Source organism: Piscinibacter sp., assembly GCF_047600445.1.
In the GTDB taxonomy this organism is placed as follows: domain Bacteria; phylum Pseudomonadota; class Gammaproteobacteria; order Burkholderiales; family Burkholderiaceae_C; genus Piscinibacter.
The window spans coordinates 2,495,711-2,512,725 of the sequence record NZ_JASGKT010000002.1 but is presented as its reverse complement, the minus strand read 5'-3'; the positions used below and the strand labels follow the sequence as shown (position 1 = coordinate 2,512,725).

Sequence of the window (17,015 nt, the reverse complement as noted above, 5' to 3'; positions counted from 1 at the left end):
GTCAGCGCAGGCGCCGCAAGGCCTCGTCCAGCGTCGCCGCGAAGGCCGCCTCGCCGACGTGTTCGGCGAAACCCGCGCGTTGCATCAGCGAGCGCGGCTGCTCGTTGACGGCGGCCAGCAGCAGCGTGATGCCGCGTTTCTTCAGCGCGCGCTCCATCTGTTCCAGCGCTTCGAGGCCGGAGGTGTCCATGCCGATCAGGCGGTGCAAATCGAGCACCAGCGCGCGCGTGCCGGCGGGCAGTTGCGCCGGCAGCGCCTCCAGCTTGCCGACCGCGCCGAAGAAGAGGGCGCCGTACATCTCGCGGATCTGCACGCCGTCGGGCACGCCCTCGGGCAGCTCGGCCGCCGTGCGCGGCTCGACGCGGAACAGCGTGCTCATGCGGTAGATGAAGAACACGCAGGCCAGCACCAGCCCGACCTCCACCGCCACGGTGAGGTCGAAGATCACCGTCAGCAGGAAGGTGCCGACCAGCACGGTGCGGTACTGCACGCTGAACTGGCGCAGCCGCGCGAACTCGCGCCACTCGCCCATGTTCCAGGCGACGAACAGCAGGATGCCGGCCAGCGCCGCCAGCGGCACGCTGGCCGCCAGCGGCGCGGCGGCCAGCACCACCACCAGCAGCGTCAGCGCGTGCACGATGCCCGCCACCGGGCTGGTGGCGCCCGAGCGCACGTTGGTGACGGTGCGCGCGATCGTGCCGGTGGCCGGAATGCCGCCGAAGGCCGGCGTGACCATGTTGGCCACGCCCTGCGCCATCAGCTCCTGATTGGGGTCGTGGCGCGGCGCGTCGATCAGGTTGTCGGCCACGCGCGCGCACAGCAGCGACTCGATCGCGCCGAGCATCGCCAGCGTCAGCGTCGGGATCAGCAACTGCTTGGCGCTCTCCCAACTGAACGCGGGCAGTTGCAGGTCGGGCAGGCTCTGCGGAATGCCGCCGAACCTGCTGCCGATGGTCTCCACCGGAAGATCGAACAGCGCGGTGGCCAGCGTCGCCAGCACCAGCGCGACGATGGTGCCTGGCACGTGCGCCGCGGCGCGGTACAGGCGGTGCCGCCAGCCGACGTGGTCCTGCGGCATGGTGTACGACTTCGGCCACGCCACCACCAGCGCCAGGCAGGCCAGCCCGATCGCCAGCGCATAGGGGTTGAGCGTGCTCGCGTGCCTGGCCAGCACGCCGATCTGCGTGAAGAAGTCGGCCGGCAGCTTGGCGATCGTCAGGCCGAACAGGTCCTTCACCTGCGACAGCCCGATCAGCACCGCGATGCCGTTGGTGAAGCCGATGATGATGGTCACCGGGATGTAGCGCACCAGCGCGCCGAGCTTGAACAGGCCCATCGCGAACAGCAGCACGCCCGACAGGGCGGTGGCGATCAGCAGGTTGGTCAGCCCGTAGCGCTCGACGATGCCGTAGACGATGACGATGAAGGCGCCGGCCGGCCCGCCGATCTGCACCTGCGAGCCGCCCAGCGCGGAGATCAGGAAGCCGGCGACGATGGCGGTGACGATGCCCTGCTCGGGCTTGACGCCCGAGGCGATGGCGAATGCCATCGCCAGCGGCAGCGCGACGACGCCGACCGTCAGGCCGGCGGCGATGTCGGCGCGCAGCCGCGCGGCGTCGTAGCCGCGCACGGCGTCGAGCAGGCGCGGGCGGAACGGATGCAGTTGGGGCAGGGCCATGGAACCTCCGGGGTGGAATGCGGGCGAAGCGATCGCTTCGCACCCGGAGGTCCGCAGTGGTGGGCGCGTGCCATGAAGCGACGCCGCCGCGTCGGCCCCTGGAGCAACGAGCCGCCGTGCATGGCGCCGCCGCTCAGCGCACGCGCAGGCCCGGCGTGGCGCCCGGCCAGGGTTCGAGCAGGTACAGCCCGGGGTGGGCCTTCTCGTCGGCGTGGCCGGCGGCCAGCACCATGCCTTCGCTGAGGCCGAACTTCATCTTGCGCGGCGCGAGGTTGGCCACCATCACCGTGAACTTGCCGACCAGGTCTTCCGGCTGGTAGGCCGATTTGATGCCGCTGAAGACGTTGCGCAGGCGTGGACGCCCCTGCGGGTCGGTTCCTTCGCCGGCGTCGAGCGTCAGGCGCAGCAGCTTGTCGCTGCCCTCGACCGCCTCGCAGGCGACGATCTTCGCGATGCGCAGGTCGACCTTGGCGAAGTCGTCGACCTTGATCTCGGCGGCGATCGCCTCGCCGCCGGGCGGCGGCAGCTCGATCTTCGGCGGCTCGAACAGCTTGTCGAGCAGCTCCGGGGCTACGCGCTGCATCAGGTGCTTGTATTCGCCGATCGTGTGCGCGCCGAGTGCGCGCGAGGCGTCGGCGAAGCTCATCGGGGCGACCTTCAGGAAACCCTCCACCTGCGCGGCCAGCGCCGGCAGCACCGGCTTGAGGTAGATCGTCAGCACGCGGAAGGCCTCGATGCACACCGTGCAGACGTCGTGCAGCACCGCGTCCTGGCCCGGCTGCTTGGCCAGTTCCCAGGGCTTGTGCTGGTCGACGTACTCGTTCACGCGGTCGGCCAGCAGCATGATTTCGCGCAGCGCCTTGCCGAACTCGCGCTCCTCGTACAGGCGCTCGATCTCGGCGCGGTGCGCGCGCAGGCCGTCGAGCAGCGTGCGGCCCTCGACGCCGATGTCGGCCGACAGCCGGCCGCCGAAGCGCTTGCTGAGGAAGCCGGCGGCGCGGCTGGCGATGTTGATGTACTTGCCGACGAGGTCGGAATTGACGCGCGCGACGAAGTCGTCGGGGTTGAAGTCGATGTCCTCGACCTTGGCGTTCAGCTTGGCGGCGATGTAGTAGCGCAGCCACTCGGCGTTCATGCCGAGTTCGAGGTACTTCAGCGGCGAGATCCCGGTGCCGCGGCTCTTGCTCATCTTCTCGCCGCCGTTGACGGTGATGAAGCCGTGCACGAACACCTTGTCGGGCGTCTTGCGGCCGCTGAAGTGCAGCATCGCCGGCCAGAACAGCGTGTGGAAGTAGGTGATGTCCTTGCCGATGAAGTGCACCTGCTCCAGCGCCGGATCGGCGAGCAGCGCGTCGCAGTCGCGGCCCGTCCGGTCGCAGTAGTTCTTCAGCGAGGCGAGGTAGCCCACCGGCGCGTCGAGCCAGACGTAGAAGTACTTGTCGTCGGTGTCGGGGATGCGGATGCCGAAGTAGGGCGCGTCGCGGCTGATGTCCCAGTCGGCCAGGCCGACATGGCCCTCGTCGTCGGTGGCGAACCACTCGCGGATCTTGTTCAGCACCTCGCCTTGCAGCCGGCCGGGCGCCTGCGTCCACTCCTGCAGGAAGTCGAGGCAGCGCTGCGAGGAGAGCTGGAAGAAGTGGTGCTCGCTGGACTTCATCACCGGCGTCGCGCCGGTCAGCGTCGAGTACGGGTTCTTCAGCTCGGTGGGTGTGTAGACCGCGCCGCACACCTCGCACGAATCGCCGTACTGGTCTTTCGCGGCGCAGCGCGGGCACTCGCCCTTGATGTAGCGGTCGGGCAGGAACATGCCCTTGACCGGGTCGTAGAACTGCTCGATCGCGCGCACCGCGATCAGGCCCTGGCGGCGCAGCGCGAGGTAGATGTCCTGCGCCAGCGCGTGGTTCTCGGGCCCGTCGGTGCTGTGCCAGTTGTCGAAGCCGATGTGGAATCCGTCGAGGTACTGGCGGCGCCCGGCGGCGATCTGCGCGACGAAGGCCTGCGGCGACAGCCCCGCCTTCTCGGCCGCGATCATGATCGGCGCGCCGTGCGCGTCGTCGGCGCAGACGAAGTGCACTTCGTTGCCCATCATGCGCTGGAAGCGCACCCAGATGTCGGCCTGGATGTACTCCATCATGTGCCCGATGTGGAACGGCGCGTTGGCGTAGGGCAGGGCGGTGGTGACGAAGAGCTTGCGGGTCATGCGAAGCGAGGCGACGGGCGCTCGTCGTGAGGGAGTTCGGCATTGTACGGACGCCGATTCAGCGGCGAGCCCGCACTGGGTGCGGACTCTGCTAGGCTCCAACGACAGAAGTCCGTCGATTCGGATCGATTGAGGAGGGGACGATGGAATCCGTGTTCTCCACGCCGCACAGCGCCGCCCTGACGCGCGGCGCGCGAATGCTCGGGCTGTGCCTGCCGATGCTGCTCGGCGCTTGTGGCGGCGGCGGTGGAGGTGGGGGCGATGGTGGAACGCCCCCTGTCGCCGCCACCCTGAATCTGGCCGACGACGCTGCGGCACTCAACTGGAACGGGCAGGCCACGATCGATATCCTGGCCAACGACAGCGTGAGCCGGGGTGTGCTGACTCTGGAGTCGGTTTCGGCACCCGCTCACGGTCATGCCGCGATCGTCGGCGGCAAGCTCGTCTACACACCCTCCACGGGCTACTTCGGCACCGACGCCGTGGGCTACGTCGCGAGGGCGGCCGAAGGCGGGGCGACGGCGTCCGCCACCGTGTCGCTGACTGTGTCGGCGCAACTGCAATTGCAGGGATCGGCCAGCGGCGCGTCGCTGGCCGGCGCAACCGTCACCGCCCACGTCGGTGCGAACAGCTTCGCCACGACGAGCGATGCGCAGGGAGCGTACAGCCTGAACATCAGCAGCGCCGATCCGAACGATGTGGTGACGCTCGCGGCGACCGGCCGTGATGCCCAAGCGGCAGTCAGGCTTGCCGCCGCGCTGGGCGACATGGCAACCCTGGCCCGGCAGGCCGACTCCGGGGGCAAGATCGAATCGACGCGGGCCCCCGCGCTGAACCTGTCGCACCTGTCCACTGCTTCGTTCGCCATGGTGATGGAGGCCAACGGTGGCGAGGCGCCGGCGACGCAGGCGCTCCTCGATACGCTGTCCTCGATCTTGTCGCCGCAGCGCATCGTCGATCTGGCCACCGCCATCGAACTCGTGGCCGACCATGGCGTGGCCTTGCCGGCCGGTGCCGCGGACACGCTTGCGCTGGTGATGAACCCCTCCTCGTCGCAACTGCTGGAAGACTTTCTCGACGCTCAGACCGGCGGCGCGAATGCGATGCGCTTCACGTCGGTGCAAGCCGACGTGCTTGCCGGCAACTCGCCGTCCGGCGCGCCGCCGCTGGCGGTGAGCGGGCCACAGTCACTCGCCTACTTCACTGGCAACGGGCAAAGTGGCATCGACGTGCTGTACGTCGTCTATCGTCCCGACGGCTCGGCGACGGTGGTTCGCCGCATGGGTGCAGGCGAGGCGACCTGGACGGTGTCCGCCGGCGCGATGACATTGACGATGCAGCAGCCGTACTCGTATCCGGAGCTGGTCTTCAACCCGATCAGTGGCACGCTCGATTCGACTCGCGTCGACATCACCGGCTACAGGCTCGAGCAGGTCGTGGGTTCATCGAGCGTCGGGGACGTGCTTGTCCATGAATTCGGCACCCGCACGATGCTCGACGGGTCTGCTGCCGGGCAAGTGGAGCCCTTTGCCACAGCCGGCCGATTGTGTCGAAGCGTCGACCTCGCGAAGGTGACTGCGTTGCAGACGTCGGAATTCACCGCAGGCTCGCAGTGGGGCGGGGTGATCTCGGGTGCGTTCAACCTCGACCCCCCATTCAATCTCGGCAATGCGCCCGCTGCGGACATTCTGGGCATTGCGGAAGGATCATCGGCGACGCTGATTCGATCGGCACGCGCAGTGAACTGGACGGTCAACGACGGATGGTTGAGATTGACCGACGGGTCCACGGATAGGCGCTACGCCCGCTTGTCGCGAGACGCGGTGACGGGTGAGGAACACTGGCTGGCGGTCGATTTCGATGCGGGCGTGATGACGCGTGCGGTCGAGATGCTCACGGTCAAAGTCGAGCCCGGTCTTGTCTTCGCCACGGCGGCGTCCAGCCATCGCCGCTGGCAGAGTCCGTTCGGCACGCTGACGAACCGGCTCTATCACGACGCCTATTCGGATGGAACCGGTGCACTGCTGGATGGTGCCGGGGAGGTTCTCATTCCCAATACCTGGACCGTCGATGCCGAGGGCAGGCTGGCATACAGCATGGGCACCTTGCTGGGGCAGGCTCGCATCAGGGAGTGGACCCTGCTCAGAAGATCGGCGTCGAAACTCATCGTGCTGGAGCGCTATTGGGAGTCCGGCAGCTTCGACTTCCGCCGCCTTGCGGTCTACGTCGATCGTGGTCCATCGAGCCGCTGAGGGTAACCCCCTCGGCTAGACTTGCTGCGCCTGCCGTTCCCGCGCGGTGCTCCCGACGCTTCCACATGCCCGCCACCGAATCCGCCCTGCTCGAAGCCCTCGCGGCCGTCGTCGACCCGAACACCGGGCGCGATTTCGTTTCGGCCAAACAGATCAGGAACCTGAAGATCTCCGGCGGCGACGTGGCCTTCGACGTCGAACTGGGCTACCCGGCCAGGAGCCAGGTTGCGGCGCTGCGCCAGGCGCTGGTGGCGGCGGCGCGGCGCGTGGCGGGGGTGGACAACGTCAGCGTCGGCATCACGAGCAAGGTGATCGCGCACGCGGTGCAGCGCGGCGTGCAACTGCTGCCGGGCGTCAAGAACATCGTCGCGGTGGCTTCCGGCAAGGGCGGCGTGGGCAAGAGCACCACCGCGGCCAACCTCGCGCTGGCGCTGGCCGCCGAGGGCGCCACGGTGGGCATCCTCGACGCCGACATCTACGGCCCCAGCCAGCCGATGATGATGGGCCTGTCCGGTCGGCCCGAGAGCAGCGACGGCAAGACGATGGACCCGCTGGTCGGCCACGGCGTGCAGGTGATCTCGATCGGGCTGCTGATCGAGCCCGACAACCCGATGATCTGGCGCGGTCCGATGGCCACGCAGGCGCTCGAGCAACTGCTGCGCCAGACCAACTGGAAAGACCTCGACTACCTGATCGTCGACATGCCGCCGGGCACCGGCGACATCCAGCTCACGCTCAGCCAGCGCGTGCCGCTGACCGGCGCGGTGATCGTCACCACGCCGCAGGACATCGCGCTGCTCGACGCGAAGAAGGGCATCCGCATGTTCGAGAAGGTCGGTGTGCCCATCCTCGGCGTCGTCGAGAACATGGCGGTGCACGTGTGCAGCAACTGCGGCCACGTCGAGCACATCTTCGGCGCCGAGGGCGGCAAGCGCATGGCGGCCGAGTTCGGCATCGACTACCTGGGCGCGCTGCCGCTGGCGCTGTCGATCCGCGAGCAGGCGGATTCGGGCCGGCCCAGCGTGGTCAGCGACCCCGAGGGCGAGATCGCCGGCCTCTACAAGAGCGTGGCGCGGCAGGTGGCGGTGAAGATCGCGCAGCGCGCCAAGGACTTCAGCGCCAGGTTCCCGACCATCACGGTGTCCAAAGGCACCTGAGCCGCGCGGCGCGCGCGCTTCAGGCGATGCGCGCCAGGTCGCGCAGCACGGTCGGGCCGGCGCGGCGCTCGATCTCGGCCAGCAGCGCCTTGCCCCAGCCGAACGAGAACAGCGCCTCGGCGACGACGAACATCGGCCCGACCAGAAAGCCGAGCGGGTCGCCGCCCAGGGCCGGCTTGCGGCCCTCGTACCAGTGGCCGATGAACTGCACCAGCCCGCCCGCCACCAGGAAGCCAACGCCCCAGGCCAGCCAGGCGCCGGTGCCGCTGTCGCCCACGCGCTGCGCCAGCGCGACCAGCACGCCGATCGCGGCGTTGACCGCCAGGCCCAGCGCGAGGTTGCCGCGTGTCAGGTACCAGACCGCGGCGGCGGCGAAGGCGATCCAGGCCGGGCTCAGCGTCCAGCCCACCAGCACGAAGGCCGGCTTGGCCAGCAGCACGCCCAGCGCGAACACCATCATCGGGACGCAGACGAAGTGGCTGGCGATGTTGCGCCGGTCGCGGTGCGTCGTCGCGTACTGGACGAGGAGGTCGGTGGCGCCGCGCATGGTGTGTCTCCGCAGGTCGGGGGGCTGTCAGCCCCAACTGTGGCACAGCTTGGCGCGGCCGGGCGTGCGCGGGCTCCTAAAATGCACGCTTCCCACCCGGAATTCGCGCGATGAGCATCAAGAGCGACAAGTGGATACGCCGCATGGCCGAGCAGCACGGCATGATCGAGCCCTTCGAGCCCGGCCAGGTGCGCCACGCGGCCGACGGCCACAAGATCGTCAGCTACGGCACCAGCAGCTACGGCTACGACATCCGCTGCGCGCCCGAATTCAAGGTCTTCACCAACATCCACAGCACCGTCGTCGACCCGAAGAACTTCGACGAGAAGAGCTTCGTCGACTTCCACGGCGACCACTGCATCATCCCGCCCAACAGCTTCGCGCTGGCGCGCACGGTGGAGTACTTCCGCATCCCGCGCAACGTGCTGACCATCTGCCTGGGCAAGAGCACCTACGCGCGCTGCGGCATCATCGTCAACGTCACGCCCTTCGAGCCCGAGTGGGAAGGCTACGTGACGCTGGAGTTCAGCAACACCACGCCGCTGCCGGCCAAGATCTACGCCGGCGAGGGCTGCGCGCAGGTATTGTTCTTCGAGAGCGACGAGGTCTGCGAAACCAGCTACAAAGACCGCGGCGGCAAGTACCAGGGCCAGCGCGGCGTGACGCTGCCCAAGACCTGACGAACGGGAGACGAGCATGAAGTGGCAAGGCAACCGCGAGAGCGAGAACGTCGAGGACGCACGCAACAGTTCGGGCCGCGGCATGCGCCTGGGCGGCGGGCGCGGCATCGGGCTGGGCACCATCGTGATCGCGCTGGTGGGCGGCTGGATCCTGGGCATCAACCCGCTGACGCTGCTGGGCGCGCTCAGCGGCGGGGGCGGCATCGGCCCGGCGGCGGTGCAACAGGCGCCGGCCGGCAAGCCGCCGGCCGACGACCAGATGGCGCGTTTCGTCTCGGTGGTGCTGGCCGACACCGAAGACGTGTGGCGCGCCCAGTTCCAGCAGATGGGCGGCAGCTACCGCGAGCCCAAGCTGCGCCTGTTCCGCGGCGCCGAGGCCACCGCCTGCGGCACCGGCCAGGCGGCGATGGGGCCGTTCTACTGCCCGGGCGACGAGAAGGTCTACATCGACCTGTCGTTCTACGAGACCATGCGCAGCCAGCTCGGCGCGCCGGGCGACTTCGCCCAGGCCTACGTGATCGCCCACGAGGTGGGCCACCACGTGCAGAACCTGATGGGCATCACCGAGAAGGTCGAGAGCGCGCGCCGCCGCATGAGCGAGGCGCAGGGCAACGCGGTGAGCGTGCGGCTCGAACTGCAGGCCGACTGCTTCGCCGGCGTGTGGGCGCACCATGCGCAGAAGGCGCGCCAGATCCTCGAACAGGGCGACCTGGAAGAAGCGCTGAACGCCGCCAGCCGCATCGGCGACGACGCCTTGCAGCGCCAGTCCACCGGCACGGTGCGGCCGGAGAGCTTCACGCACGGCAGCAGCGCGCAGCGCGTGCGCTGGTTCAAGGCCGGCATGGCCAGCGGCCGGGTGCAGGACTGCAATACCTTCGAGGCCCGGCAGCTCTAGGTTTTCAGCGCGTTGATCCAGTCGCAGCGCAAGCGCCCGCGCCGGTGCAGCCGGATGCGGCAGGCGACGTAGAGGCCGGGAACGAAGACGAACAGCGCGACGGCTGCCGCCGCCCCGTCTTCGTGCACCAGCCAGGCGGCCGGTGCGCCCACCCAGCCGACCATCCACAGCGTGACCACGGCCGTCCAGATGTGCCCTTCCATCGGGTGGTCGCGGCGGTGGCACAGGTGCCAGTGGCGCAGTTGCTGGAATTGATCGAGGCTCATGGCGCATCCCCTTGGAGTCGGCGGATGCGTCGAGTGTAAGTTTCGCGTCAGCGCAGCGAAACCCCCCAGGTGACGCTCAGAACGTGCCGGGCAGCAGGATCGAGCGGTCCACGGTCTCGATGCGCGTGTGGCCGCAGAAGGCCATCGTCAGGTCGAGTTCGCGGTGGATGATCTCCAGCGCCTTGGCGACGCCGGCCTCGCCCATCGCGCCCAGGCCGTAGAGGAAGGCGCGGCCGATGTAGGTGCCGCGCGCGCCCAGCGCCCAGGCCTTCAGCACGTCCTGTCCCGAGCGGATGCCGCCGTCCATGTGCACCTCGATCTTCGAGCCCACCGCCTCGACGATCGCCGGCAGCGCGCGGATGCTCGACTCCGCCCCGTCGAGCTGGCGCCCGCCGTGGTTGCTGACGACCAGCGCGTCGGCGCCCGAGTCGGCGGCGAGCCGGGCGTCTTCCACGTCCTGGATGCCCTTGAGGATCAGCTTGCCGCCCCAGCGCTTCTTGATCCATTCGACGTCGCCCCAGTTCAGGCGCGGGTCGAACTGCTGCGCGGTCCAGGCGCCGAGGTTGGCCATGTCGGTGACGCCCTCGACGTGGCCGACGATGTTGCCGAACTGGCGCCGCTTCGTGCCCAGCATGCCCAGACACCAGCGCGGCTTGGTCAGCAGGTTGAGCATGTTCGCCAGCGTCGGCTTGGGCGGCGCCGACAGGCCGTTCTTCAGGTCCTTGTGGCGCTGGCCGAGGATCTGCAGGTCCAGCGTCAGCACCAGCGCGCCGCAGTTCGCCGCCTTGGCGCGGTCGATCAGGCGCTCGATGAAGCCGCGGTCGCGCATCACGTAGAGCTGGAACCAGAACGGCGCCTTGGTGTGCGCGGCGATGTCCTCGATCGAGCAGATGCTCATGGTCGACAGCGTGAACGGGATGCCGAAGCGCTCGGCCGCCTTCGCCGCGAGGATCTCGCCGTCGGCGTGCTGCATGCCGGTCAGGCCGGTCGGGGCGATCGCCACCGGCATCGCCGCGTCCACGCCCACCATCTTCGTCGCCGTCGAGCGGTTTTCCATGTTCACCGCCACGCGCTGGCGCAGCTTGATGCGCTGGAAATCGGCTTCGTTGGCGCGGTAGGTGCTCTCCGTCCACGAGCCCGAATCGGCGTAGTCGTAGAACATGCGCGGCACGCGCTTCCTGGCCAGCACGCGCAGGTCTTCGATGGTGGTGATCACGGTCACGGCTCGTCTCCTTCTTTGCTTCTTCTGTTCCGGCGGCGATGCTAGCGCCCCGGCGGCGGCCCGGCCTGCGCGAACAGCGGCAGCTCGCCGGGCGCGGCCGGTGCCTCGGGCGCGGGCTCCGGCGCGGCGGCGGGCGCCACCAGGTCGGCCAGCCGCGCCAGCGCCCCGGCGCGCACGCCCAGCAGGCGCAGCCGCCGGCTCAGGTCGACGCGCTTGAGGCACTCGCCGGCCGCGCGGCGGATGGTGCGCGCGTCCATCGTGTGCGCCGGCAGCGTCAGGTCGCGCGTCACCGACTTGAAATCGTCGAAGCGCAGCTTGATGCCGATGGTCTTGCTGGCGTAGCCCTTGCGCGCCAGGTCGCCGGCGAGCTCGACGCACAGCTCGGTGAAGATGCCCGACAGCGTGGCGCGGTCGCGCACCGCGTGCAGGTCGCGCTCGAAGGTGGTTTCGCGGCTGATCGACACCGGCTCGCTGTGCGTCACCACCTCGCGCTCGTCGCGGCCGTGCGCGGCGTCGTGCAGCCAGCGCCCGTAGTTGGCGCCGAACTGCCGCACCAGGAAGGCCGGCTCGGCGGCGGCGATGTCGCCCACCGTGTGCAGGCCCAGCGCGGCCAGCCTCTCGCTCGCCTTCGGCCCGATGCCGTTGACCTTGCGCGCCGCCAGCGGCCAGATGCGCGCCGGAATGTCCGCGAAGCCCAGCAGCGTCAGCCCGTCGGGCTTGTCGAGTTCCGAGGCGAGCTTGGACAGCAGCTTGTTGGGCGTGATGCCGATCGAGCACGTCAGGCCGGTGGCTTCGCGCACCGCCGCCTTGAGCCGCCGGCCAGCCGCGCGGCCGCCGTCGGCCAGCGCGCCGGGCACGTCGGTGAGGTCGATGTAGATCTCGTCGATGCCACGGTCTTCGATGCGCGGCGCGATCTCGCGCACGGCGGCCTTGAACAGGCGCGAGTAGCGCCGGTACTCGTCGAAATCGACCGGCAGCAGGACGGCGTCGGGCGCGAGCTGCGCCGCCTTCATCGTGCCCATCGCCGAGAACACGCCGAGCGCGCGCGCCTCGTAGGTGCTGGTGGTCAGCACGCCGCGACCGGTGTAGTCACGCAGGCGGAAGTAGCGCCGCGAGCCGTCGGGCAGGGTTTCGGGCTGATGCCGCCGCCCGCCGCCGATCACCACCGGCAGCCCGCGCAGATCGGGGTAACGCAGCAACTCGACCGATGCGTAGAACGCATCCATGTCGAGGTGGGCGATCAGGCGCCGCGTGGGCGGGGGCTCGCCGGGGCTGTGCATAAACACAGCATAGCGGGAGGGTGGGCAGGGGGCAAGGGTGGGGGAGGCGCTGGCGCCAGTTCAACCATCCCTGGGGCTGCTGCTCTTGAACGGATCGAGCGTCTTGACTCCCGGCATCTTGAATTCCGCAACGTTGCGCGTGACAACCACGAGGTTGTGCATACGCGCAGTCGCGGCAATCATCGCGTCTTCAAGCACGGTGCTGGACTTCCGATGAGTCAGCCTCCCCCACTCGCGGAACGCGGCCGCATCCATCGGCAGCACCCGGCACGAGGCTGCAACCTGCTCCAGCCACTGTTCGATCTCGGCCGCCTTGTCGGGGTCGTCCTCCCGCGTCTTCTCGATGCCGGCCTGAATCTCGCCAATCGTCACCGCCGAGAGGAACAAGGTTGCATCGTCCGCTGCGCCCACCCATGCCAACACGGCACCGTGCGGCTTGCTCTTTCGCAGCTCGGAAACCACGTTCGTATCCAGCAGGTACATCGTCTACAGCCCCGGTACGCTGCGCCGCCGGCTCGATCCGCGCACGCGAAGCGGCAGCTCGCTGCGGGCTTCGTCGGAGAGAAGTCGCCCGTTGTCTATCGCGCTTCGCGCGGCCGGGTCACCCGCCTCCGCGCGCAGCGGGCCGTCGACGGCTGTCGCAGAAAATAGGTTGGACCTCAGAGGAACAGTCGCATCCACTCTCAAGCATATTCATGGAGGCACGCAGTGGCTCGTCAGATTGTGTTTACGCCTAGGGCGGCGAAACCACCGCCAACCTACAGCCAAGCCGTCAAGGCCGCTGGACTCGTCTTCGTTTCGGGCACTTCTCCAACTGATCCAGCCACTGGTGCTATCGAGGGCACGACCATCCAGGAACAAACCAGGCAGTGCCTGGCGAACATCCAAGCCATCCTCGAAGAAGCCGGCAGCTCGCTGGACAAACTCGTCAGCGCTACGGTCGTGCTGGCAGACGAAGACGACTTCCCTGGGATGAACGAGGAGTGGCTGAAGTGGTTCCCATCCAACCCGCCAGCACGCCAGGGTGCCAAGCTGCCGGCGCGCATTCCGGGGCTCAAGGTGTCTATTGCGGCAATCGCTGAGGCCTAACCCTTCACTGGAGGGGACGGCCACCGGCAAGCCAGCTTGGCCGCGAGTCGCTCGCTGCCTATCATCCGCCTCGCGGCCAAGCCGGCTCACCGGCACCCGCCCCTCGACTCAGACGTTAGGCCACTTATGACACGACTCGAGAATCCAATCTTGTTCTTGGCAACCACAAATCCTGAAGGGTCGCGGGCGTTTTACGAGCGCGTGCTCGGTCTGGCGTTCGTGGCAGAAGAGTCTCCCGCATTGGTATTTCAAGTTGGCGACTCGATGCTACGCATTCAAAAGGTCGAGCAGGCTTATGTTGCTCCGTACACCGCATTGGGGTGGGCGGTTTCGGATATTCGCCAGACAGTGAAAAATTTGAGCGCGGCCGGAGTTGTATTCCGGCACTACGAGGGCGTGGATCAGGATGCTGATGGGATTTGGCATGCCCCCAGTGGCGCACTTGTGGCGTGGTTTCAAGACCCTGATGGTCATGTTCTATCACTGACGCAGTTCCAGTGAGCGCGTGGCCTAACAATTCATTCAAGCCGACGCACCGGCATGGCGCTTGGCCCGCTTCCCGGAGTGGTTCATCATCCGTCCAGCGAGCCAAGCGCGACACCGGCGCACGCGGCCCAGTTCAAACGCCAGGCCGCACAACCAACCTTGGCTGCAAGCTTCTCCCGGTTCCCTCGCAGCACAACCATGACGCCGCCCCCACCCGCCGGCAAGAAACTCTCGTTTCACGCAGTCCTGGAAGACTGGGCCGAAGGAATGGACTACTGCGCCGTTTCCGTTCCGACCGAGGTCACCCAGGCCTTGGGAACCAAGGGCCCGGTGCTGGTCATGGCCCGCGTGAACGACTCCGAGCCGTTCCAGGTGAGCCTGTTCCCGGTCGGGGGCGGCCGGCACTGCATTCGTATCAAGTCGAAGGTTCGCCGCGAGACGAACACCGAGACGGGCGATCGCATTCGAGTGCGCATCACTGTCCTCGATCGGGCCGGCGTGACGATTCCCGACGACCTGGCAAGCGCGCTGCGGGCCGAAGGTGTCGAAGAAGCCTTCAAGTCGTTGCCGCCGGGCAAGCGGAACTTCATCGTCCGCAGAATCGCCGATGCGGCCCGGCCGGAAACGCGCCAGCGGCGGATCCAGGAGGGCGTCGTGGCCGCACACGAAAGAACAGAGAAAACGATCGACCGGCCCCCTGCGTAGACCTTGCGCGGAAATAGAAATGCCGGAGCGGTGGCTCCGGCATCCCTCATAACAGAAGCTCGCTGACGCTCAGGCCTGCACGGCCCCGCCCCGCTGCCCGCGCTCCGCGCAACCCTGCGGCGAATACACGCTCGCCGCCTCGCGCGGCAGCAGCACGTCCATCGCGCGGTCCAGCGCGGCGGTGGCGCGCGACAGCGATTCGCGTTGCGCCGCCACCAGGCCGCTGGTGCGGGCCAGGCGCTGGCGCAGCGCGGGGGTGATCGGGCCGCGCTTGGCGGCCTGGCCGAACTGGGCGACCGCGCCGCTGAGCGCGCGGTGCAGTTCGTCGGCCTGCTGTTCGATGGCGGCGCTGTCGCGCGCGCGCAGCGCGTCGCCGAGCGCGGCCAGCCGTTCCTCGACGGCGGTCAGCGCCGCGTCGAGGCCGGTGTCGGTGGGGAAGGGGGCGGGTGTGTCGCTCAAGGGCGGCTTTCGGTCAGCGTTGAACCTTGCCGAGCACTTCGTGCGCGTTGGCGATCAGCTTGTCGGCGATCACCTCGGCGTCGATCTGGAAGCTGCCGTCGGCGATGGCCTGCGCGATGCGCTGCACCTTCTCGGCGTCGAAGTCGGCCGCGCCCGGGTTGGCCAGCAGGCTGGCGGCGCTGGAGAGTTCGACCTTCGCGCTCGGGTCGGCGCCGCCGGCGGCCTGGGCCACGCCCGTCTGCTTGGCGGTTTCGGCCGCGGCCTTGGGCTCGGCGGCCTTCTCGTTGGCGACGACGTTGCGTTTGTCTGCAGGATGGCCGATCTTCATGGTGTTCTCCCGATGGAGGCGCCGGGGTGGTCTCCGGCGGGCATGCATGCCTTATCGGAGCCACGTGGCGTGACTTTAGGCTCTTTTCGGGAAATGCCCTCGTTCATGGGGTGACGCCGTTCACGGATGCACCCGCGCGCGCCGCTCGCCCACCGCTTCGGCAGTGAGGATGCGCCCACTCTCGGCGCGGATGCGCACCGGCTGGCCTTCGATGCCGGCGCTCAGCGCCTGCCCGCTGCCGCCCACCTGGAAGCCCGGGCCTTGCGCCAGCAACTGCACGGTTTCGCCGGCGGCGAACCACTGGCGCGGCCGGAGGTGCGACTGGCGCAGGCTGGCGCCGGCGGCCAGCGGCCGGTCGAGCGCGCGGCCGAGCGCGGCGCCGGCGCTGCGCAGGGCGGCCGACGATTCTTCGGCCAGGTCGACCTCGGCTCGAGCGAGGTCGGCTTCCTGCAGCACGCTGCCGGCCGGCAGCGCGCGCGTGGCGACGACGGCCGGCGCGAACACTTTCACGGTGATCGGCAGGTAGACGTTCCAGCGCGTCGGCCCGCTGGCGCAGCGCAGGCCGATGCGGCTTCGGCCCCACAGCCGCGCGCTGGGCGGCAGGTAGGGCTGGATCTGCGCGCAGGGCGCGAGCTTGAGGCGCGGGTCGAGCGAGCCGACTTCCACCTGCACCCGGGTGTCCTGCGCCGCCTGCACCGAGGCGCCGGCGAACTGTTTCACCTGCTCGTGCACGCCGGACATGTCGCCGTCGGCGCGAACGGGCGCCGCGCCCAGCAGCGCGCTCGCGCAGAGAAGGATGCAGGCCCACGAATGCATGTGGGCACTGTAGGGCGGCGGCGTCCAGCACAAGGCGGCGAAATGGCGGCCTAAGGGGGCGCTTATTCCGCTTATGTCCGGCGGGGTGCTGAACAGAATGCCTTCACGAGCCCCCAACCGGACGCACGACCATGCTGAACCGACTCACCGCAACGCTGGACTTCCAGGGCCAGGCCCTCGCGCTGCGCTCGGAACGCCAGCGCCTGCTGGCCAGCAACATCGCCAACGCCGACACGCCGGGCTACGTGGCGCGCGACATGGATTTCGCGACGGCGTTGAAGCAGGCCACCGGCGCGGCGCAGCCGGCCGCGACGCTGGCCACCTCGGCCGGCAGCCACATCGCCGCGGCCACCGGCGCGCGCGCCGAGCCCAACCTGCTCTACGCGAGCGCCAGCCAGACCAACCTCGACCGCAACAGCGTCGACATGGACCGCGAGCGCGCCGCCTTCGCCGACAACAGCGTGAAGTACGAGGCGACGCTGCGTTTCATCAACGGCAACGTGCGCACGATGCTCGACGCCATCAAGGGCCAGTAAGGAGGCGCCTCATGTCGATGTTCAACATCTTCAACGTCTCGGGCAGCGCCGCTTCGGCGCAGAGCCAGCGCCTGAACGTGGTGGCGAGCAACCTCGCCAACGCCGACACCGTGGCCGGCCCCGACGGCCAGGCCTACAAGGCGCGCCAGGTGGTGTTCCAGACCGAGCTGATGGGCTCGGTGGGCGCGGCCGGCGTGCGCGTCAGCACCATCCAGGAAGACCAGACCCAGGGCCGCCGCGTGCACGACCCCAAGCACCCCGGCGCCGACGCCGAGGGCTACGTCACCTACAGCAACGTCAATCCGGTGGAGGAGATGGTCAACATGATCTCCGCCTCGCGTTCGTACCAGAACAACGTCGAGGTGATGAACACCGCCAAGAGCCTGCTGCTGAAGACGCTGCAGTTGGGCCAGTGACGC

The 17,015-nt window shown here is 68.7% G+C and carries 19 protein-coding genes; 9 read left to right on the top strand and 10 right to left on the bottom strand.

What is annotated here, in order from left to right; all coding sequences use genetic code 11:
* Window position 1 precedes the first annotated feature (1 nt).
* Window positions 2–1,678: a SulP family inorganic anion transporter gene (locus QM792_RS15955; RefSeq protein ID WP_415151087.1), complete on the bottom strand. Its 1,677-nt coding sequence runs from the start codon at window positions 1,676–1,678 to the stop codon at window positions 2–4.
* Window positions 1,679–1,811: 133 nt separating this feature from the next.
* Complete coding sequence (gene metG / locus QM792_RS15950) at window positions 1,812–3,878, bottom strand: methionine--tRNA ligase (RefSeq protein WP_415151086.1); 2,067 nt, start codon at window positions 3,876–3,878, stop codon at window positions 1,812–1,814.
* Window positions 3,879–4,021: 143 nt separating this feature from the next.
* On the opposite strand from metG, the gene QM792_RS15945 reads away from it, so the two are divergent.
* A complete protein-coding gene (locus tag QM792_RS15945) occupies window positions 4,022–6,130 on the top strand; it encodes an Ig-like domain-containing protein (protein WP_415151085.1) in 2,109 nt (702 codons plus the stop codon).
* 65 nt (window positions 6,131–6,195) lie between these two features.
* Window positions 6,196–7,287 (top strand): iron-sulfur cluster carrier protein ApbC, encoded by a 1,092-nt coding sequence (gene apbC, locus QM792_RS15940; RefSeq protein WP_415151084.1) that lies wholly within the window; start codon window positions 6,196–6,198, stop codon window positions 7,285–7,287.
* A gap of 19 nt (window positions 7,288–7,306) precedes the next feature.
* On the opposite strand, the gene QM792_RS15935 is transcribed toward apbC, so the two are convergent.
* The gene (locus tag QM792_RS15935) at window positions 7,307–7,834 is read right to left on the bottom strand and encodes a DUF962 domain-containing protein (RefSeq protein WP_415151083.1); all 528 of its coding nucleotides are present in this window, start codon (window positions 7,832–7,834) and stop codon (window positions 7,307–7,309) included.
* Between the two features lie 110 nt (window positions 7,835–7,944).
* On the opposite strand from QM792_RS15935, the gene dcd reads away from it, so the two are divergent.
* Together dcd and QM792_RS15925 are read left to right on the top strand one after the other, a co-directional pair.
* The gene (gene dcd, locus QM792_RS15930) at window positions 7,945–8,514 is read left to right on the top strand and encodes a dCTP deaminase (protein WP_415151082.1); all 570 of its coding nucleotides are present in this window, start codon (window positions 7,945–7,947) and stop codon (window positions 8,512–8,514) included.
* Between the two features lie 16 nt (window positions 8,515–8,530).
* Window positions 8,531–9,409: a neutral zinc metallopeptidase gene (locus tag QM792_RS15925; protein WP_415151081.1), complete on the top strand. Its 879-nt coding sequence runs from the start codon at window positions 8,531–8,533 to the stop codon at window positions 9,407–9,409.
* On the opposite strand, the gene QM792_RS15920 is transcribed toward QM792_RS15925, so the two are convergent.
* From QM792_RS15920 to QM792_RS15905, 4 genes are all read right to left on the bottom strand, one after another.
* A complete protein-coding gene (locus tag QM792_RS15920; protein WP_415151080.1) occupies window positions 9,406–9,675 on the bottom strand; it encodes a hypothetical protein in 270 nt (89 codons plus the stop codon). The genes QM792_RS15925 and QM792_RS15920 overlap by 4 nt on opposite strands.
* 76 nt (window positions 9,676–9,751) lie before the next feature.
* A complete protein-coding gene (locus tag QM792_RS15915) occupies window positions 9,752–10,897 on the bottom strand; it encodes an L-lactate dehydrogenase (protein ID WP_415151079.1) in 1,146 nt (381 codons plus the stop codon).
* Window positions 10,898–10,938: 41 nt separating this feature from the next.
* Window positions 10,939–12,177, bottom strand: a complete 1,239-nt coding sequence (dinB, locus tag QM792_RS15910; protein WP_415151078.1) for a DNA polymerase IV — start codon at window positions 12,175–12,177, stop codon at window positions 10,939–10,941.
* Window positions 12,178–12,237: 60 nt separating this feature from the next.
* On the bottom strand, window positions 12,238–12,660 hold the full coding sequence (locus tag QM792_RS15905) for a type II toxin-antitoxin system VapC family toxin (protein WP_415151077.1): 423 nt from the start codon (window positions 12,658–12,660) through the stop codon (window positions 12,238–12,240).
* A 225-nt stretch (window positions 12,661–12,885) separates the two neighbouring features.
* On the opposite strand from QM792_RS15905, the gene QM792_RS15900 reads away from it, so the two are divergent.
* From QM792_RS15900 to QM792_RS15890, 3 genes are all read left to right on the top strand, one after another.
* Window positions 12,886–13,266 carry a RidA family protein gene (locus tag QM792_RS15900; RefSeq protein ID WP_415151076.1) on the top strand — a complete coding sequence of 127 codons (381 nt, stop codon included), beginning with the start codon at window positions 12,886–12,888 and terminating at the stop codon, window positions 13,264–13,266.
* A 150-nt stretch (window positions 13,267–13,416) separates the two neighbouring features.
* Window positions 13,417–13,767: a VOC family protein gene (locus tag QM792_RS15895; RefSeq protein WP_415151075.1), complete on the top strand. Its 351-nt coding sequence runs from the start codon at window positions 13,417–13,419 to the stop codon at window positions 13,765–13,767.
* 183 nt (window positions 13,768–13,950) lie between these two features.
* Window positions 13,951–14,457 carry a YdeI/OmpD-associated family protein gene (locus QM792_RS15890; protein ID WP_415151074.1) on the top strand — a complete coding sequence of 169 codons (507 nt, stop codon included), beginning with the start codon at window positions 13,951–13,953 and terminating at the stop codon, window positions 14,455–14,457.
* A 69-nt stretch (window positions 14,458–14,526) separates the two neighbouring features.
* Here QM792_RS15890 and QM792_RS15885 read toward each other — a convergent pair whose 3' ends face one another.
* From QM792_RS15885 to flgA, 3 genes are all read right to left on the bottom strand, one after another.
* Window positions 14,527–14,916: a hypothetical protein gene (locus tag QM792_RS15885; RefSeq protein WP_415151073.1), complete on the bottom strand. Its 390-nt coding sequence runs from the start codon at window positions 14,914–14,916 to the stop codon at window positions 14,527–14,529.
* Window positions 14,917–14,929: 13 nt separating this feature from the next.
* The gene (gene flgM / locus QM792_RS15880) at window positions 14,930–15,244 is read right to left on the bottom strand and encodes a flagellar biosynthesis anti-sigma factor FlgM (protein ID WP_415151072.1); all 315 of its coding nucleotides are present in this window, start codon (window positions 15,242–15,244) and stop codon (window positions 14,930–14,932) included.
* A 120-nt stretch (window positions 15,245–15,364) separates the two neighbouring features.
* A complete protein-coding gene (flgA, locus tag QM792_RS15875) occupies window positions 15,365–16,060 on the bottom strand; it encodes a flagellar basal body P-ring formation chaperone FlgA (RefSeq protein WP_415151071.1) in 696 nt (231 codons plus the stop codon).
* A gap of 131 nt (window positions 16,061–16,191) precedes the next feature.
* Here flgA and flgB point away from each other — a divergent pair, with 131 nt between their 5' ends.
* Window positions 16,192–16,596, top strand: a complete 405-nt coding sequence (gene flgB, locus QM792_RS15870; RefSeq protein WP_415151070.1) for a flagellar basal body rod protein FlgB — start codon at window positions 16,192–16,194, stop codon at window positions 16,594–16,596.
* 11 nt (window positions 16,597–16,607) lie between these two features.
* Window positions 16,608–17,012 carry a flagellar basal body rod protein FlgC gene (gene flgC / locus QM792_RS15865; RefSeq protein ID WP_415151069.1) on the top strand — a complete coding sequence of 135 codons (405 nt, stop codon included), beginning with the start codon at window positions 16,608–16,610 and terminating at the stop codon, window positions 17,010–17,012.
* Window positions 17,013–17,015 lie beyond the last annotated feature (3 nt).